This window comes from Serratia sp. BIGb0234 (assembly GCF_024809915.1).
GTDB lineage: Bacteria > Pseudomonadota > Gammaproteobacteria > Enterobacterales > Enterobacteriaceae > Serratia > Serratia liquefaciens.
This window is the reverse complement of sequence record NZ_JANUEI010000002.1, coordinates 343,052-361,020: the sequence shown is the minus strand read 5'-3', so window position 1 is coordinate 361,020 and position 17,969 is coordinate 343,052. Positions and strand designations below refer to the sequence as shown.

Annotated in this window: 14 protein-coding genes; 9 read left to right on the top strand and 5 right to left on the bottom strand. The window is 56.6% G+C overall.

The window, feature by feature from the left end; all coding sequences use genetic code 11:
- Positions 1–40 precede the first annotated feature (40 nt).
- Genes tcyJ through tcyN form a run of 3 tightly spaced genes read left to right on the top strand, consistent with a single transcriptional unit; the run spans position 41 to position 2,259 of the window.
- The gene (gene tcyJ / locus M2407_RS08695) at positions 41–841 is read left to right on the top strand and encodes a cystine ABC transporter substrate-binding protein (protein ID WP_046373262.1); all 801 of its coding nucleotides are present in this window, start codon (positions 41–43) and stop codon (positions 839–841) included.
- On the top strand, positions 841–1,503 hold the full coding sequence (gene tcyL, locus M2407_RS08690) for a cystine ABC transporter permease (RefSeq protein WP_020827487.1): 663 nt from the start codon (positions 841–843) through the stop codon (positions 1,501–1,503). Before tcyJ ends, tcyL begins: the two co-directional genes overlap by 1 nt.
- 3 nt (positions 1,504–1,506) lie before the next feature.
- Positions 1,507–2,259 (top strand): L-cystine ABC transporter ATP-binding protein TcyN, encoded by a 753-nt coding sequence (gene tcyN, locus M2407_RS08685; protein WP_259217647.1) that lies wholly within the window; start codon positions 1,507–1,509, stop codon positions 2,257–2,259.
- A gap of 31 nt (positions 2,260–2,290) precedes the next feature.
- Here tcyN and M2407_RS08680 read toward each other — a convergent pair whose 3' ends face one another.
- The 3 genes from M2407_RS08680 to putA all read right to left on the bottom strand — a co-directional run bounded on the left by M2407_RS08680 (position 2,291) and on the right by putA (position 7,054).
- Positions 2,291–2,704 (bottom strand): type II toxin-antitoxin system HicB family antitoxin, encoded by a 414-nt coding sequence (locus tag M2407_RS08680; RefSeq protein WP_128864764.1) that lies wholly within the window; start codon positions 2,702–2,704, stop codon positions 2,291–2,293.
- A 29-nt stretch (positions 2,705–2,733) separates the two neighbouring features.
- Positions 2,734–2,916 (bottom strand): type II toxin-antitoxin system HicA family toxin, encoded by a 183-nt coding sequence (locus M2407_RS08675; protein ID WP_048760244.1) that lies wholly within the window; start codon positions 2,914–2,916, stop codon positions 2,734–2,736.
- A 166-nt stretch (positions 2,917–3,082) separates the two neighbouring features.
- Complete coding sequence (gene putA / locus M2407_RS08670) at positions 3,083–7,054, bottom strand: trifunctional transcriptional regulator/proline dehydrogenase/L-glutamate gamma-semialdehyde dehydrogenase (RefSeq protein WP_259217643.1); 3,972 nt, start codon at positions 7,052–7,054, stop codon at positions 3,083–3,085.
- 556 nt (positions 7,055–7,610) lie between these two features.
- Here putA and putP point away from each other — a divergent pair.
- From putP to phoH, 6 genes are all read left to right on the top strand, one after another.
- The gene (gene putP, locus M2407_RS08665) at positions 7,611–9,095 is read left to right on the top strand and encodes a sodium/proline symporter PutP (RefSeq protein ID WP_046373267.1); all 1,485 of its coding nucleotides are present in this window, start codon (positions 7,611–7,613) and stop codon (positions 9,093–9,095) included.
- 248 nt (positions 9,096–9,343) lie between these two features.
- Positions 9,344–10,189, top strand: a complete 846-nt coding sequence (efeU, locus tag M2407_RS08660) for an iron uptake transporter permease EfeU (protein WP_020827481.1) — start codon at positions 9,344–9,346, stop codon at positions 10,187–10,189.
- Between the two features lie 18 nt (positions 10,190–10,207).
- Complete coding sequence (efeO, locus tag M2407_RS08655) at positions 10,208–11,344, top strand: iron uptake system protein EfeO (RefSeq protein WP_142815047.1); 1,137 nt, start codon at positions 10,208–10,210, stop codon at positions 11,342–11,344.
- 11 nt (positions 11,345–11,355) lie between these two features.
- On the top strand, positions 11,356–12,654 hold the full coding sequence (efeB, locus tag M2407_RS08650) for an iron uptake transporter deferrochelatase/peroxidase subunit (RefSeq protein ID WP_258089523.1): 1,299 nt from the start codon (positions 11,356–11,358) through the stop codon (positions 12,652–12,654).
- Positions 12,655–12,855: 201 nt separating this feature from the next.
- Positions 12,856–15,000 carry a TonB-dependent receptor PqqU gene (pqqU, locus tag M2407_RS08645; protein ID WP_020827478.1) on the top strand — a complete coding sequence of 715 codons (2,145 nt, stop codon included), beginning with the start codon at positions 12,856–12,858 and terminating at the stop codon, positions 14,998–15,000.
- Positions 15,001–15,683: 683 nt separating this feature from the next.
- Positions 15,684–16,469, top strand: coding sequence for a phosphate starvation-inducible protein PhoH (phoH, locus tag M2407_RS08640; protein ID WP_020827477.1), 786 nt, complete (start codon positions 15,684–15,686; stop codon positions 16,467–16,469).
- A 70-nt stretch (positions 16,470–16,539) separates the two neighbouring features.
- Here the strand turns inward: phoH and M2407_RS08635 are convergent, their stop codons facing one another.
- Entirely contained in the window at positions 16,540–17,409 is an 870-nt protein-coding gene (locus M2407_RS08635; protein WP_259217637.1) for a DmsC/YnfH family molybdoenzyme membrane anchor subunit, read from the bottom strand.
- A 3-nt stretch (positions 17,410–17,412) separates the two neighbouring features.
- On the bottom strand, positions 17,413–17,967 hold the full coding sequence (locus tag M2407_RS08630; RefSeq protein ID WP_259217636.1) for a 4Fe-4S dicluster domain-containing protein: 555 nt from the start codon (positions 17,965–17,967) through the stop codon (positions 17,413–17,415).
- Positions 17,968–17,969: the final 2 nt, after the last annotated feature.

Below are 17,969 nucleotides of genomic sequence, written 5' to 3'. Positions count from 1 at the left end.
GTGCTGATATCAAAAAAGATAAACAACAGATGGGGTGTTTATGATCTTTTCCAAAGTTCGTCGTCAATTGCTGCTGGGCGTGATGAGCGTTGCACTGACCGCCGGTTTGAGCACGCAGACCTATGCCGCCGATAACCTGCTGGAGCAGGTGAAGCATCACGGGACCCTGGTTGTCGGGTTGGAAGGCACTTATCCGCCGTTCAGCTTCCAGGGGGAAGACGGAAAATTGACCGGCTTCGAGGTGGATTTCGCCAACGCCCTGGCGGAGCATCTTGGCGTTAAAGCCAAGCTGAACCCTACCAAGTGGGACGGCATGCTGGCTTCGCTGGACTCAAAACGCATCGACGTGGTGATCAATCAGGTGACCATTTCCGACGAGCGCAAAAAGAAATACGATTTCTCGACGCCTTATACCGTCTCCGGTATTCAGGCCTTGGTGAAGAAAGGCAACGAAGGCACCATCACCAAGCCGGAAGATCTGAAGGGTAAAAAGGTCGGCGTGGGCCTGGGCACCAACTACGAGCAATGGTTGCGTGACAATGTGCAGGGCGTGGACGTGCGTACCTATGATGATGACCCGACCAAATACCAGGATCTGCGCGTAGGCCGTATCAACGCTATTCTGGTTGACCGTCTGGCGGCGTTGGATCTGGTGAAGAAAACCGGCGACACGCTGGCGGTAGCGGGCCCGGCGTTCTCTCGTCAGGAATCCGGCGTGGCGGTGCGTAAAAACAACCCGGAACTGCTGGCTGCGATTAACCAGGCGATTGCCGAAATGCAAAAAGACGGCACGCTGGCGAAGATCTCCGAGAAATGGTTTGGCGCGGACGTAACTAAATAATGCACGAAAGTATCCAACTGGCGCTGGATTCAGCGCCATTTTTATTGCGGGGCGCGATCCTCACTCTCCAGCTCAGTCTGGGGGGCATGGCGCTCGGTTTACTGCTCGGTTTTCTGCTGGCGCTGATGCGCCTTTCGCCGTTATGGCCGCTGTCATGGCTGTCGCGCATCTATGTGTCGCTGTTTCGCGGCACGCCGTTGATTGCCCAGCTGTTCATGATTTACTACGGCCTGCCGCAGTTCGGCATCGAGTTTGATCCCTTCCCGGCGGCGCTGATTGGCCTGTCGCTCAATACTGCCGCCTATACTTCGGAAACCCTGCGTGCCGCGATTTCGTCGATCGAAAAAGGGCAGTGGGAAGCGGCAGCCAGCATCGGCATGACCCGCTGGCAGACGCTGCGTCGGGTGATCCTGCCGCAGGCGGCGCGTACCGCATTGCCGCCGTTGGGCAACAGCTTTATCGGCCTGGTGAAGGACACCTCGCTGGCGGCGACCATTCAGGTGCCGGAACTGTTCCGTCAGGCGCAGCTGATTACCTCGCGTACCCTGGAAGTGTTCACCATGTATCTGGCGGCCTCGCTGATTTACTGGGTGATGGCGACCCTGCTTTCTGCGCTGCAAAATCGTCTGGAAGCCCACGTAAACCGCCAGGATCAGGAGTAACGCATGAGTGCCATTGAAGTGAAAAAACTGACCAAGCAGTTCAACGGTCAAACGGTGCTGCATGGGATTGATCTGGAAGTCGGTGCCGGTGAGGTAGTGGCGATTATCGGGCCAAGCGGCTCGGGGAAAACCACCTTATTGCGCAGCATCAACCTGCTGGAAGTGCCGGATTCCGGTACCATTCGCGTCGGCGATATACTGATCGACGGTTCCAAGCCACTGAGCAAACAGAAAAAACAGGTTCGTGCCTTACGCCAGCAGGTGGGGTTCGTGTTTCAGAACTTCAATCTGTTCCCGCACCGTTCGGTGTTGGAAAATATTATTGAAGGTCCGGTCATCGTAAAAGGCGAGCCCAAGGCCAGCGCGGAACAACGCGCACGGGCCTTGTTGACCAAAGTGGGGCTGAACGGCAAAGAGTCGGCCTATCCGCGCCGTCTTTCCGGCGGCCAGCAGCAGCGGGTGGCGATTGCCAGGGCGCTGGCGATGCAACCGGAAGTGATCCTGTTTGACGAACCGACCTCGGCGCTCGACCCGGAGCTGGTGGGCGAGGTGCTCAACACCATACGTTCGCTGGCGGAAGAAAAGCGCACCATGGTGATCGTCACGCACGAGATGAGCTTTGCCCGCGACGTGGCCGACCGCGCCATTTTTATGGACCACGGTCGTATCGTGGAGCAAGGGCCGGCAAAAGAGCTGTTCGCTAATCCGCAGCACCAGCGTACCCAACAATTCCTCGACAAGTTTTTGAATCAGTAAGCAGGGGGGCGTTCAGCCCCCTGGCTATTGACTACCCGGCTTTCAATAATTCATTGCGGGCGGCGGCGGCCAAAAAGGCGCTGCGGCTACCGTAACCGGGATGCTGCTGCACCAGAGAATCTATGCGGTTCAGCAGCCGGTGCGGCAAGGTAATATTGATACGCTCCGCCCGACCATCAAACTTATCCATATTAATATTGACCAACAACCACTGCCCGCCATTCAGACTGTCGTTATTCTGTGCCAGATGAAAGGTCACGGCCTGTGGGCCGGGAATGGGCTGATTGTCTTCGCTCAAGAATTCGAAATGGGCATCCAGCGCACTTCTGGCGTCTTCAAAGGCTCTGTCCAGGGTATCTCCGGCAAAATAGCAGCCTGGCACATCGGGAAAGAAGCCGCTGGCGCTGCCGTTCGGTTCTGAATGTACATAAGCAGGGTAGAACATAATTTCTCCTGTTAACTCATGGCGTCGGGTTAGCACAATCCGGCATCTTTCATGATTTGGCGCAACGTCCCCGCTTTCAGATCCTTTCGCGGATGTGGAACGGTGATCACCAGACGGGAGTTCGGGTGCTTAAACTGATGGTGGCTTCCCTTGATCCGCGTTAAAACCCAACCTTCCTGTTCTAATAGCCCGATCAGTTCTGAACTTTTCACGCGATTACCGTCCCTTTATGATACACACCATACATACTTTTTGACAATCAGGGCGATACGCTAGCGTGTAGAAAGGGCGCAGACAATAAAAAACCCTGCACGAATGCAGGGTTTGCCGGAGGGTTCGCAGATTAAGTGACCTGCGGCGGTCATCCAGTCAGACGGATTAGCCTATGGTCATCAGGCTGGCATTACCGCCGGCGGCTGCGGTATTGACGCTCAGCGAGCGCTCGATCAGCAGGCGTTCCAACAGAATGTTGGTTTCGCCGTGGGCAAAGCCCTGCACTGAAACGATCGCGCCGCTGCGCTGGGCGATTTGCTCGCACAGGGTGCGCAGCTGATCGGCGTCGCCATGGTAAATGGCGGCATCGAACTCCACCTTGTCCTGCTGCCAGTCTTTGCTGAAGCTGATGCTGGCCTGAACCGCCGCCGGCAGGCGGCGATACAGGGTGCGTTGCAGCTCGGCTTCCGGCCACAGCACGCTGCTGCCGACGGCCAGTACTGCAGCCAACTGCGTCAAGGCATCGGCCTCGTTATCGGCCAGGCAGAGTACGCGCTCACGCGGCAACAGGGCATAGGTATTGCGCTCGCCGGTAGGGCCAGGCAGTGGACGTAGGGTACCGCCCTGGCCCAGTTCGGCGTAGCGTTGCGCCAACGTCACCAGATCGCGCTGGTTTTCGGCAATCGCCCATTGCTCCAGTGCCTGATGGGCTTTGAGCAACTGTGGCCGCGCGGTGGCTTCCAGCGGGCGTTCTTCGTCCTGGCGGTGCAGGGTGCGTTGCACCGCATCATCAGGGCGGTTGGCCAGCAGGCGATACAGGTACAGCGGACCACCGGCTTTAGGACCGGTGCCGGACAGGCCTTCGCCACCAAATGGCTGCACGCCGACCACGGCGCCGACCATGTTGCGGTTAACGTACAGGTTGCCCACCTTGGCGCGTTCGGTCACGCGGGCGATGGTTTCATCAATACGGGTATGAACGCCCAGCGTCAGACCATAACCGGCGGCGTTGATCTGATCGACCAGCGACTCCAGATTGGTGCGTTGGAAGCGGACCACGTGCAGCACCGGGCCGAAGATCTCTTTTTGCAGCTCGTCGAAGCTGTCCAGTTCGATCAGGGTTGGCTTGATAAAGGTGCCACGGGACCACTCTTTCTCATCCTGTACGTTGCCTTTCGCGGCCTGATAGACCTTACGGCCCTTGGCGCGCATCGCCTGAATATGACGTTCGATGCCGGTTTTGGCCTCGGCGTCGATCACCGGCCCGATATCGGTCGACAGGCGTTCCGGGTTGCCCATGCGGCATTCGGCCATCGCGCCGCGCAGCATTTGCAGCGTGTGTTCCGCCACGTCTTCCTGAATGCACAGGATACGCAGGGCGGAGCAGCGTTGGCCTGCGCTGTCGAATGCGGAGGCGACCACGTCAGTCACTACCTGTTCGGTCAGAGCGGAAGAGTCGACGATCATGGCGTTCAGACCACCGGTTTCGGCAATCAGCGGCGTTGGACGACCTTGCGGATCCAGACGGCCTGCGATGCTGCGTTGCAGGATACCGGCAACGTCGGTCGAGCCGGTAAACATCACGCCGCGAACCCGAGCGTCATTAACCAGAACCGAGCCGACGCTTTCACCCTGACCCGGCAGCAGTTGCAGCACGCCTTGCGGAATGCCGGCTTCCAACAGAATGCGCACCGCCTGTGCGGCGATCAGCGGTGTTTGCTCTGCCGGTTTGGCCAGAACGCTGTTGCCTGCCGCCAGCGCAGCGGCAATCTGACCGGTGAAGATGGCCAGCGGGAAGTTCCACGGGCTGATACACACCACTGGGCCCAGCGGACGGTGGCTGTCATTGGCGAAATCATCGCGCACCTGACCGGCGTAGTAATGCAGGAAGTCGACCGCTTCGCGCACTTCGGCGATGGCGTTGTTAAAGGTTTTGCCCGCTTCGCGCACCAGAATGCCCAACAGGCTTTGCAGTTGGCCTTCCATCAGTTCGGCGGCGCGCTCAAGAATGGCGGCGCGCTCGGACGGCGGGGTGGCAAACCAGATTGGACCGGCGGCAGCGGCGGCGTCGAGCGCCCGGCTGACTTCACCTTCAGTGGCTTCACGCACATAACCGACCACGTCGCCCGGCTCGGCAGGGTTAATGACCGGTTGCTCCACGCCCTGATCCAGATCGGCGTCAATAATCGGCTCTGCGCGCCAGGGTTGAGTAGCGCTGGTCAGCAGTGCGCTGGACAGAGACGCCAGACGCTGTTCGTTCGACAGGTCCAGGCCGCTGGAGTTGATGCGCTTGGTGCCATAGAGTTCACGCGGCAACGGAATGCGTGGGTGCGGCAGTCCAAGTTGACCTTCGCTGGTGGCCAGGGCTTCGACCGCGGTGACCGGATCGGCAACCAGTTCGTCGAGCGGCAGGGTGGCATCGGCGATACGGTTAACGAACGAGGTGTTAGCGCCGTTTTCCAGCAGGCGACGTACCAGATACGCCAACAGCGTTTCATGGGTGCCGACCGGTGCATAGATGCGACATGGACGGTTCAGCTTACCGTCGGCCACTTTACCCACCACTTGTTCGTACAGCGGTTCACCCATGCCGTGCAGGCACTGGAACTCATACTGGCCAGGGTAGTAGTTGTTGCCCGCCAGATGATAAATCGCGCTCAGGGTATGGGCGTTATGGGTCGCGAACTGCGGATAAATCAGGTTCGGCACCGCCAGCAGTTTGCGGGCGCAGGCCAGGTAGGAAACGTCGGTGTAGACCTTGCGGGTGTAAACCGGATAGCCTTCCAGCCCGTCCATTTGGGCGCGTTTGATTTCGCTGTCCCAGTAGGCGCCTTTCACCAGACGGATCATCAGGCGACGGCGGCTGCGTTGTGCCATGTCGATGACTGCATCGATGGCGAACGGGCAGCGTTTCTGATAGGCCTGGATCACAAAGCCGATACCGTTCCAACCGGCCAGCTGAGGTTCGAAGCACAGCTTTTCCAGCAGGTCGAGCGAGATTTCCAGGCGATCGGCTTCTTCAGCATCGATATTGATGCCGATGTCGTATTGGCGCGCCTGCAGGGTCAATGACAGCAGGCGAGGGTAAAGCTCTTCCATTACGCGTTCGTACTGCGCGCGGCTATAACGCGGGTGCAAAGCGGACAGCTTGATCGAAATGCCCGGGCCTTCATAGATGCCGCGGCCGTTCGACGCTTTGCCGATCGCATGGATTGCCTGCTGGTAAGACACCAGATAGGCCTGCGCGTCGGCTTCGGTCAGGGCGGCTTCACCCAGCATGTCGTAGGAATAACGGAACCCTTTGTCTTCCAGCTTGCGGGCGTTGGCCAGCGCTTCGGCGATGGTTTCGCCGGTCACGAACTGTTCGCCCATCAGGCGCATCGCCATATCCACGCCTTTACGGATCAGCGGTTCGCCGCTTTTGCCGATAATGCGGTTCAGCGAGCGTGACAGGTTGGCTTCATTATGGGTCGACACCAGTTTGCCGGTGAACAACAGGCCCCAGGTGGCGGCGTTAACAAACAGCGATGGGCTACGGCCGAGGTGAGAATGCCAGTTGCCGTTGCTGATTTTATCGCGGATCAGCGCATCGCGGGTTGGCTTGTCAGGAATACGCAGCAGGGCTTCGGCCAGGCACATCAGCGCCACGCCTTCCTGTGAAGACAAGGAGAACTCTTGCAGCAGCCCTTGCACCATACCGGCGCGGCCATTTGCACTCTTTTGGTTACGCAACTTCTCGGCGATGTCGTAAGCCATCTTGTGGGTGGCTTTGGCAAGATCGGCAGGTAATCGCGCCTGTTCGAGCAACATCGGCACCGCTTCAGTCTCAGGGCGGCGATAGGCCGCGGTGATGGCTGCGCGATTAACCGACTGCGGCAGAATTTGTTCTGCAAATTCAAGGAATGGCTGGTGGGACTCTTCCTGCACTTGCGGCATAATGTCGTCCGCTTCGGCCTGGCCGGCAGCGGCAAGTGCTGGAATTTCAGGGATATCGGAACCGTTCTCGAGACGTTCGAGATAATTAAAAATGGCCTGCTTGATCAGCCAGTGCGGCGTGCGATCGATACGCTGTGCGGCGCTTTTGATTCGCTCGCGAGTGGCCTCGTCGAGTTTCACGCCCATTGTGGTAGTGCCCATGCCAATCCAACTCCTGTGTTAAGAACCTATCCCATCAGGCTATACAAACTGCGGGCCAGATAGGCTGCTGGGATAGGTTCGTGCGTTGTGTGCTGTGATGAATGCAGACAATATCCTGCATGTTGCAACTTTGTGCAACCGTGTTAAATCAGGTGGATGAACGAAGTGTGAGTTCCATCGATTTTTTAACATCAATAATCGGCATGGTTCTTGCTCTGCCAGTGGGGTGGTATGTCGAGGGGCGGTCGTCTATACGCGTTAACCCTAGCAATATCAGGGGTAACGTTGAATTAGTATGAGGTGCAACTCTGTTTTTGAATGCGGGGTGTAACCTTGCAGGTGGTTAAATGTGACGCAGGGTAAACTTTGTGTAACTTTGTTGTTAAATGTCTTGTTGGATAATCAACAGGTCAACTAGGATAGCCGACGGTCAGACAATTGCGGGGGGAAACTATTTTCACTCGCGGGAGTGTCCGCTTTTCGCCACGTTCCGGCGGATTGGCAAGCAGTAACTATCGCAATACAGCGCGAAATAATAATGAGAGTGGAGAATTTCATGACAATGAGCACACCAATGCTGGTCACCTTCCTGGTGTATATCTTCGGGATGGTGTTAATCGGCCTACTTGCCTACCGGGCAACCAATAACTTTGACGACTACATTCTGGGCGGTCGTAGCCTGGGCAGCGTGGTGACCGCGCTCTCTGCCGGCGCATCGGATATGAGCGGCTGGTTGCTGATGGGCCTGCCGGGCGCCATCTTTCTGTCCGGCATTTCCGAAAGCTGGATTGCGATAGGCCTGACCATCGGCGCTTACCTTAACTGGAAGCTGGTGGCAGGGCGGCTGCGTGTTCATACCGAAGCCAACAATAACGCCCTGACGTTACCGGATTATTTCACCAGCCGTTTTGAAGACAACAGCAAGCTGCTGCGGGTGATCTCCGCCATTGTCATTCTGGTGTTCTTCACTATCTATTGTGCTTCCGGCATCGTCGCCGGTGCGCGTCTGTTCGAAAGCACCTTTGGCATGAGCTACGAAACGGCGCTGTGGGCCGGCGCTGCGGCCACTATCCTTTATACCTTTATCGGCGGATTCCTGGCGGTGAGCTGGACCGACACCGTCCAGGCCAGCCTGATGATTTTCGCGCTGATCCTGACGCCGGTGATTGTTATCTTTGCCGTTGGCGGCATCGATACTTCGATGCTGGTTATCGAAGCGAAAAACCCGGCCAATATCGACATGCTGAAAGGCCTGAACTTTGTGGCTATTCTCTCGCTGCTGGGCTGGGGGCTGGGTTACTTCGGTCAGCCGCACATTCTGGCGCGCTTTATGGCGGCCGACTCTCACCGCACTATCCGCAGCGCACGTCGCATCAGCATGACCTGGATGATCCTGTGTCTGGCGGGCACCATTGCCGTCGGCTTCTTCGGTATTGCTTACTTCGCCAATAACCCGGACCAGGCGGGCAACGTGTCGCAAAACGGCGAGCGCGTGTTTATCGAGCTGGCGATGATTCTGTTCAACCCGTGGATCGCCGGCATTTTGCTGTCGGCAATTTTGGCGGCGGTAATGAGTACCCTGAGCTGCCAGCTGTTGGTGTGTTCAAGTGCGATTACCGAAGATCTGTACAAAGCCTTCCTGCGTAAGGGCGCCAGCCAGCGTGAGCTGGTATGGGTAGGGCGCATCATGGTGCTGGTGGTGGCGTTAGTGGCTATCGCGCTGGCGGCAAACCCGGAAAACCGCGTGCTGGGTCTGGTGAGCTACGCCTGGGCCGGCTTCGGCGCTGCCTTCGGTCCGGTGGTGCTGATCTCGGTCATGTGGTCACGCATGACGCGTAACGGCGCCCTGGCCGGCATGCTGGTTGGCGCAGTAACGGTGATCGTCTGGAAACACTTCGCCTGGCTGGATCTGTATGAAATCATCCCGGGCTTCCTGTTCGGCTGTATCGCCATCGTGGTGGTGAGTCTGATGGGGCGTTCTCCTTCCGCCACCATTACCGAGCGTTTCGATCAGGCGGAAGCCGAATTCAAAACCGTTTAATCTCTCGCATCGCGAGTCAAAAAGGCGCTTAAGGCGCCTTTTTTATTTCATCCTCCCAGGTTTTTCGTCATCTTGCGGAAACAACTGGCGACATTTGATTAGAAAAAATCACCCTTGGCGCTCTTGTATTTCTTTCAGCCAGAATGATAATCACTATCGTTGTGTTTTACTTTTCTTTACATTGGCGCTGCCGTCATTTCTGACGTGCGGGCGCTTCGCAGCAGATGCCTTTTTAGGGGTTATTACTTATGTTTGTTCCCTTCCTTATCATGTTCCGTGAGGGGCTGGAGGCGGCGTTGATCGTCAGCCTGATTGCCAGCTACCTGAAACGCACGCAGCGGGGTCAATGGTTAGGCGTGGTATGGATAGGGGTGATTGTTGCCGCCGCTCTGTGCCTGGCGCTCGGCATCTTCATCAATGAAACCACCGGCGAATTCCCGCAAAAGCAGCAAGAACTGTTCGAGGGCATTGTCGCGGTGGTAGCGGTATTGATCCTGACCTATATGGTGTTCTGGATGCGTAAGGTCTCCAAATCGGTCAAGGTGCATCTGGAAGGCGCCATCGACAATGCGCTCAACTCCGGCAAAGGTCAGGGCTGGGCGCTGGTAGCGATGGTGTTTTTTGCCGTGGCGCGCGAAGGGCTGGAGTCGGTGTTCTTCCTGCTGGCGGCTTTCCAGCAAGACGTGGGGATTGAAGCCCCGATAGGTGCGGTGCTTGGTCTGGTGGCCGCCATTGTCCTGGGCATGATGATTTACTGGGGCGGCGTGAAGCTGCACCTGGCCAAATTCTTCAAATGGACCAGCCTGTTTATCCTGTTCGTTGCCGCCGGCCTGGCCGCCGGGGCGATCCGCGCCTTCCACGAAGCCGGGTTGTGGAACCACTTCCAGGACATCGCGTTTGATCTGAGTAACCATCTGTCGACCCACTCCCTGTTTGGTACCCTGCTCGAAGGCATCTTCGGCTACCAGGAAACGCCAACGGTAAGCGAAGTGGCGGTCTACTTCTTGTATTTGATCCCAGCACTGATTTTCTTTTTCCTGCCGCAGCGTGTGGAACCGGTCGCGGTTTCGACGCAACGTAAAATCAATCATTAATTTAATAGGGAATCTTGTATGTCTACTCCGTTATTCCGCCGCAAGGCTTTGCACGCAGCATTACTGGCTCTCCCGGCGTTCGCGCTGAGCATTGATGCCCTGGCGGCGGACGTGCCGCAGGTAAAGATTACCGTTAACGACAAACAGTGTGAGCCGATGCAACTGACGGTGCCGGCCGGTAAAACCCAGTTTGTGGTGCACAACACCAGCCAGAAAAACGTGGAGTGGGAAATTCTGAAAGGGGTGATGGTGGTGGAAGAGCGTGAAAACATCGCACCGGGCTTCACCCAGAAGATGACCGCCAATCTGGAAGCGGGCGAATACGACATGACCTGTGGGCTGCTCAGCAATCCGAAAGGCAAGCTGACCGTGACCGCGGCGGCCGGTGCTGCCACCGACGGTAAACCGAACGCCATGGATTTGGTTGGGCCGATTGCTGAATACAAAGTCTACGTCACCAAAGAAGTGGAAGGGCTGGTCAAACAGACCAAGCTGTTCACCGATGCCGTGAAGGCCGGCAACGTGGCAGAAGCGCGTAAACTCTATGCGCCGACCCGTCAGCATTACGAGCGAATTGAGCCGATCGCCGAGCTGTTCTCCGATTTGGACGGCAGTATCGACGCCCGCGAAGATGACTACGAGAAAAAAGCGGAAGATCCGAAGTTCACCGGTTTCCACCGGCTGGAGAAAGCGCTGTTTGCCGACAACACCACCAAAGATATGAACCAATACGCCGATCGGCTGTACAAGGACACCCTTGAGCTGCAAAAACGCGTGACCGACCTGACCTTCCCGCCAAGCAAGGTGGTGGGCGGCGCTGCGGGCCTGATCGAAGAAGTGGCGGCGAGCAAAATTAGCGGTGAAGAAGACCGTTACAGCCGCACCGACCTGTGGGACTTCCAGGCCAACGTAGACGGCGCGCAAAAAATCGTTAACCTGCTGCGCCCGCTGTTGGTCAAGGCCAACAAGCCGTTGCTGGACAAGATCGACGCCAACTTTAAAACCGTCGATACCATTCTGGCGAAATACAAAACCAAAGATGGCTATGAGTCTTACGAGAAGCTGACCGATGCCGATCGCAACGCCATGAAAGGGCCAATCACCACTCTGGCGGAAGATTTGTCACAGCTGCGTGGCGTTCTGGGTCTGGACTGAGGCAAAGCATCATGAGTAACAAGATCGGCCCGGAAAACGGGCCGCATCCACAAACGCAGGGCGCGGCGTCACCGTCGCGCCGTCGTTTATTGCAGGGATTGGGGCTGGGCGTACTGGCGCTGGGCGGCAGTCGTCTGACCCAGGCGGCAGATAAAACGGCGGAACCGCTGGCGGTCGCCAAGGATGAACGCTGGCAGAAGCAACCGTTCTACGGCGCGCACCAGGCCGGGATCCTCACGCCGCAGCAAGCGGCGATGATGCTGGTGGCCTTTGACGTGCTGGCCAGCAACAAACAGGATCTGGAGCGGCTGTTTCGGCTGTTGACCAACCGCATTGCGTTTTTGACCACCGGCGGCAAAGCGCCGGAAGTGGATCCCAAGCTGCCACCGCTTGATTCGGGCATCATGGGGCCGGAGATCTACCCGGATAACCTGACCATCACCGTGTCGGTTGGAACCTCGCTGTTTGACGAGCGTTTCGGTCTGCAGGCCCACAAGCCGCTGCGGCTGCAAAAAATGACGCGTTTTCCAAACGACTCGCTGGACGCCAGCCTGTGCCACGGTGATTTGGTGTTGCAGATTTGCGCCAATACCAATGAAACCGTGATCCACGCGCTGCGTGACATCATCAAGCATTCGCCGGATCTGCTCAGCGTGCGCTGGAAGCGAGAAGGGTTTATTTCCGCCCACGCCGCACGTAGCAAGGGCAAAGAAACGCCAATCAACCTGCTGGGCTTTAAAGACGGCACCGCCAACCCGAAAACCGACGATAAACCGCTGATGGATCAGGTGGTGTGGGTGGCTGATAACGTCGGGGAACCGGCATGGGCGGTGGGCGGCAGCTATCAGGCCGCGCGTATTATCCGCTTCCACGTGGAGTTCTGGGACCGCACTCCGTTGCAGGAGCAGCAAACCATCTTCGGCCGCGAAAAGCACAGCGGTGCGCCGCTGGGCATGAAGCATGAACACGACGAGCCGGACTATGAGAAGGATCCCGAAGGGAAGATGATCCCGATGGATGCGCATATCCGCCTGGCAAACCCGCGCACCCCGCAAACTCAGAGTAATTTGCTGCTGCGCCGGGGTTATAGCTATTCGATCGGCGTGTCCAACTCCGGCCAGTTGGAAATGGGGCTGCTGTTCGTCTGCTACCAGGCCGATTTGGAGAAAGGTTTCCTGACGGTGCAAAAACGTCTGAACGGCGAGGCGCTGGAAGAGTACGTCAAACCTATCGGCGGCGGTTATTTCTTTGCGCTGCCAGGGGTCAAAGACAGCAACGACTATCTGGGCAGCGGCTTGCTGAAAGCCTGAGCCTCACTTCACCAGGCGGGGCTTCCCCGCCTTATTTTTTAATCAACAGCCGTTAATTAAAATCAACCCTGGGCTTGCGAAATCGAGAGCTCCGTCTTTAATTAGGCTAACTATTTTCATTTTTTGTTAAAAGCATTAACATATCGGCCATAACGTTCCAAATGGTTCATATTTTCCGATCCCTTTAACGGCATTCTCCTGATGAAAAGCACTCATAAAAACCGGTTGGCGGTTTCAGCTCTGGTTATCCCTGCCTTACTGCCTGTCTGCGCCCTGGCGCAGGACAAGGATAGCGAACAGACCATGGTGGTCACGGCCAAACGCAGCGGCCTATCCGAACTGTCCACCCCGGCTGCCGTCAGCGTGGTGAATGGCGATCAAATCCGTGAGGCCAGGCCGCAGATCAACCTGTCGGAAAGTCTGGGCAGCGTGCCCGGCCTGCAAATTCAGAACCGCCAGAACTACGCGCAGGATCTGCAGCTTTCGGTGCGGGGCTTTGGTGCACGTTCAATGTATGGCGTGCGCGGCGTACGTATTTATGTCGATGGTATTCCTGCCACCATGCCGGATGGTCAGGGCCAGACGTCGAACATTGACCTTAACTCGGTTGAAAAGGTGGAGGTGCTGCGCGGGCCGTTTTCCGCCCTCTACGGCAATGCCTCCGGCGGCATGGTGAATGTGGAAACCGAAACCGGCCAGCAACCTGCGCGCCTTGAAGCCAGTTCGTACTTTGGCAGTTACGGCACCTGGCGTTATGGCGTCAAGGCGACCGGGGCAACCGGCGACGGCACCCACGCCGGTGACGTTAACTACACTATTTCCGGTACCCGGTTCACGACACAGGGCTTTCGCGATCACAGCGGCGCGCAGAAAAACCTCGGCAATGCCAAGCTGGGCGTACGCATCGACGATGTCAGCACCCTGACGCTGTTGTTCAACAGCGTCGATATTCACGCCAATGACCCGGGTGGCCTGACGAACGCGGAATGGCACGATAATCCGCGCCAGGCGCCGCGTGCCGACCAGTACAACACCCGTAAAAGCACTTCGCAGACCCAGGCCGGGTTGCACTATGAGCGCCAGATGGGGGCCGATGACGACCTGAGCATCATGATGTACGCCGGTGAGCGCGAAACCACCCAGTACCAGTCGATCCCGGTTGCGGTGCAGCAGCGTAGCGCCCAGCATCCTGGCGGGGTGATTGACCTGACGCGCCATTATCAGGGGATTGATACCCGCTGGACGCACCGCGGTGAGCTGGGCGTACCCTATACCCTGACCGGCGGGTTGGACTATGAAACCATGACCGAGCAGCGTAAAGGCTATGAAAACTTTACCCAGGTTAACGGCGTAACCGAGTTGGGCACCCAGGGGGCGCTGCGCCGCAATGAGCGCAACCTGATGTGGAACCTGGATCCCTATCTGCAAAGTTCGTGGCAGTTGACGCAAAAACTGACGCTGGATGCCGGCATGCGTTACAGCACGGTCAATTTCGACTCCAACGACCACTACGTGACCAGCAGCAACGGTGATGACAGCGGTAACGCCAGCTACCATAAATGGTTGCCGGCAGGCTCGCTGAACTATGCGGTGATGAGCGGCTGGAACCTGTATCTGTCCGCCGGTCGCGGGTTTGAAACCCCGACCATTAACGAACTGTCGTACCGTTCCGGCGATCAGGCTGGGCTTAACTTCGGTTTACAGCCTTCGACCAGTGACACTGTTGAGTTGGGCAGTAAAACCCGCATTGGCAACGGCCTGCTGACCGCCGCAGTATTCCAGACCGACACGCGTAACGAAATTGTGGTGGATGAAAGCAGCAACGGCCGCACCAGCTACAAAAACGCCGGGCAGACCCGCCGACGCGGGCTGGAATTGGCGCTGGATCAGCAATTCGCCTACGATTGGCGAGTGCAGTTGGCCTGGACACTGTTAGACGCGCGTTACCGCGATGATGTGTGCGGCGACAGCCAGTGTTCAGAAGCCAATAAGGTGCCAAGCGGCAACCGTATGCCGGGTATTGCGCGCAATATGGGCTATGCCTCATTGGCCTGGTCCCCACCTGAAGGGTGGTATGCCGGTGCGGAGGTACGTTACATGAGCGATATCGAAGTTAATGATGCCAACACTGAACAGGCTCCGGCCTATACCACCGTGGGTTTAAATACAGGCTATCGTTATCCAATGGGGAACTGGATGCTGAATGTTTTCGGTCGGGTGGATAACCTGTTTGACCGCCAATACGTGGGGTCGGTGATCGTCAATGAAGGCAATGGTCGTTACTACGAACCGGCTCCGGGAAGAAACTGGGGCGGCGGGGTAAGCGTTTCTTATACCTTCGAATAACGCTAAACAGCGTTACCGACGCAATCAAAGAACGGCAGGGCGGGAGCTTTCCCGCCTTTTTTATTTATAAATTTGGGGCGATGTGCAGGTTTTTGTTTGTGCAAAATTTAATCAGGAAACCGAAATGTCATCCGCGTATTTTAATCATAACAGCATGATATCTAACGTGATAAAAATTTTATTGAATGACGTAATCGGCGTGATATAGTGTTCTTGCGGCGCCTAAAAACAAAAAAGATTAAATTTTTTTACATTTTAGCAACGTGCGCGGTTTGAATGTCATTATACTGTAATCATCTGGCGGTAGTTTTCACAAGGTGCACAGCTCGAAGCTGTAAATAACACTGCGGGGATCGCTAATGGTAAAGTCCTTGGTTGGGCTAGAAAGAAAAAATAACAGTTCTTCCCTGATGACTCGTTGTAACGAGGGCTCTCTCTCCGACTCTCTTTTTCTGACCAGACCGCACTCCCGTTATCACAAATTCCTGTCACTTTTCTCTCTCGTTTTAATTATGCAATCGCGTTGTCCCGTGAAAAATCGGCGTGCCGAAATGCCCGTCGGATATTCACTTTTTCTATTGGCTATCGTCGGCTCAAAAGGGAGCCAAACCCGCATCTGTATGTGAAACATAATCGCACGGCCAGGCCGTTGCGGTAGGTGAAACAAACTGTAAGGTGCCACTATGAGACAAAAAGCAGTGATCAAAGCACGTCGTGAAGCGAAACGCGTTATTCGCCGTGACGCTCGTAGTCATCGCCAGCTGGAAGAAGAATCCGTAACCTCGCTGGTACAAATGGGTGGTGTTGAGTCTATCGGCATGGCACGTGACAAGCGCGATAGCTCCCCCATTCTGGCTCGAACCGAAGCTCAGGGTCATTACTTAATAGCCATAGACAAGAAGCAGTTGATATTTGCCACCGGTGAAGCCGGCTGCGGCAAAACATTTATCAGCGCTGCGAAAGCGGCAGAAGCCCTTATACATAAAGAAGTGGATCGGATTATCGTTACTCGTCCGGTTCTGCAGGCGGATGAAGACCTCGGTTTCTTGCCGGGGGATATCTCTGAGAAATTCGCCCCTTATTTCCGTCCGGTGTATGACATTCTGGTGCGCCGTTTAGGATCGTCCTTTATGCAATACTGCCTGCGTCCGGAAATCGGCAAGGTGGAGATCGCGCCTTTCGCTTATATGCGCGGGCGTACTTTCGAAAATGCGGTGGTTATTCTGGATGAAGCCCAGAACGTTACCGCCAGCCAAATGAAGATGTTCCTGACCCGTCTGGGTGAGAACGTCACGGTTATCGTCAATGGTGACATCACCCAGTGCGACTTGCCGCGCGGCGTGAAGTCCGGCCTCAGCGATGCGATGGAGCGCTTCGAAGAGGATGAAATGATCGGCATCATCCGCTTTGATAAACAAGACTGCGTCCGCTCCGCCTTGTGCCAGCGTACGCTCAACGCCTACAGTTAACACCTGCCCGTTCACAAAAGGCCGCCTCGGCGGCCTTTTTCTTGCCTTGAATATCAGCGCAGCCGCAACATTAAAACCAAGGGTATTGGCTCATGACGCCGGCGTAAAACAGCATTCGGCCACCAATACAGGCTGAGAGCAGCGTCAGCATCAGTGCGCCCGCCACGCCAACGTTCAGAACCGGCCGTTGGTACAGATAGGCCGCCAATCCGCTGCCGGTAATCAGCGCGCCAAAAATAAGCCACCCCATCAGACCCGAGCCAAAAACGGTGACGGCGCTGGCGAGCATTTTCCCTTGCTGGTTGAACCCGGCGCTGTAGCCCAGGATCACGACTAACAGCAATACCACGCCGCATAAAATGCCTGTCGGCAACGTGACGGGGAGCCACCTTTCGCGATCATTTTGAGCCGCATTGAACACGCTGAGCCGCAGCCCAAGGGTGGTAAACCCCAGCAACAGGGCCGTGGCGATAAAACCGAGGTGGGTGAGCGGCGAATGCCAAAGAGGGTGACTCGCCATCTGGTAATAAACCTGTGCGGAAACCAGGATTGCAGCCACACCCGCGCCCGATGCCAGCAGGCTAACCTGGCGAATCAGCCTGGGGTTTGAGTTAAAGCGAAACATCATGGCGGCCCAGATGACGACCACCGCGTTCAGCAAGGCGAAAGCGATGACTTCCCGGCTGAGCCAGGAATGGCCGATCCCCAGAATCGCTCGATAGGCGCCGGTGGGTGAACCCAGATGCAACAGCGACAGCACGGAGCCGAGGATATTGATCGCCACAATCCCTAACGCCAGCTGTCGCAGGACATTAAAGCGCTTTTCGTCGCTTAGCCAGCTCGGCTGCGCCAGAATCAATACCGTGATGGCTACGATAGTGCCGACCGCCCACTGACAAAACACGGTAAAAAAGACCAAGGGAAGTTCATATTCAGACATGGGCTATTCCTTATCACCGGCGGGAATAATGACGATATTGGGCTGACTGATTCGATGATCCGGCAGTGAGTAGCGGGTCTCGATACGCGCCAAATCAGCGGAATGGCGAGTGCGCAGCTCGTCAATATCGCCAAACTGCAGCACACCGGCCGGGCAGGACGCGACGCAGCGGGGCGGCAGCCCTTCATCCAGGCGTTCAGCGCACAGATTGCACTTACTGGTTTTTCCTTCGACGGGATCAAATACCGGCGCATTATAAGGGCAAGCCATAATGCACATCCGGCAACCAATACATTTGTCATGATCCTGCACGACAATGCCGTCAGGTCGCTTGCTGTAGGTATCCGCCGGGCAGACTCTCATGCACTGCGGATCGTCGCAGTGGTTGCATGACATCGAGATAAACGCCATCGCGTTCGGGTCGTCAAAGTGAAATTCTCTGACCCGCCGCCACAGCACGCCAGCCGGGGTGGCATTTTCAGATTTGCAGGCCATCGAGCAGGTTTTGCAGCCATAACAGCCGCGCATATCGACTAAAAATCCATATTGTCTGACCATGA

Bases quoted from the DNA above. Each gene is read 5' to 3' on its own strand.
- efeB (WP_258089523.1), top strand. From the start codon at position 11,356: ATGAGTAACAAGATCGGCCCGGAAAACGGGCCGCATCCACAAACGCAG.
- putA (WP_259217643.1), bottom strand. From the start codon at position 7,054: ATGGGCACTACCACAATGGGCGTGAAACTCGACGAGGCCACTCGCGAG.
- M2407_RS08630 (WP_259217636.1), bottom strand. From the start codon at position 17,967: ATGGTCAGACAATATGGATTTTTAGTCGATATGCGCGGCTGTTATGGC.
- efeU (WP_020827481.1), top strand. From the start codon at position 9,344: ATGTTTGTTCCCTTCCTTATCATGTTCCGTGAGGGGCTGGAGGCGGCG.
- M2407_RS08635 (WP_259217637.1), bottom strand. From the start codon at position 17,409: ATGTCTGAATATGAACTTCCCTTGGTCTTTTTTACCGTGTTTTGTCAG.
- efeO (WP_142815047.1), top strand. From the start codon at position 10,208: ATGTCTACTCCGTTATTCCGCCGCAAGGCTTTGCACGCAGCATTACTG.
- tcyL (WP_020827487.1), top strand. From the start codon at position 841: ATGCACGAAAGTATCCAACTGGCGCTGGATTCAGCGCCATTTTTATTG.
- pqqU (WP_020827478.1), top strand. From the start codon at position 12,856: ATGAAAAGCACTCATAAAAACCGGTTGGCGGTTTCAGCTCTGGTTATC.
- putP (WP_046373267.1), top strand. From the start codon at position 7,611: ATGACAATGAGCACACCAATGCTGGTCACCTTCCTGGTGTATATCTTC.
- tcyN (WP_259217647.1), top strand. From the start codon at position 1,507: ATGAGTGCCATTGAAGTGAAAAAACTGACCAAGCAGTTCAACGGTCAA.
- tcyJ (WP_046373262.1), top strand. From the start codon at position 41: ATGATCTTTTCCAAAGTTCGTCGTCAATTGCTGCTGGGCGTGATGAGC.
- phoH (WP_020827477.1), top strand. From the start codon at position 15,684: ATGAGACAAAAAGCAGTGATCAAAGCACGTCGTGAAGCGAAACGCGTT.
- M2407_RS08680 (WP_128864764.1), bottom strand. From the start codon at position 2,704: ATGTTCTACCCTGCTTATGTACATTCAGAACCGAACGGCAGCGCCAGC.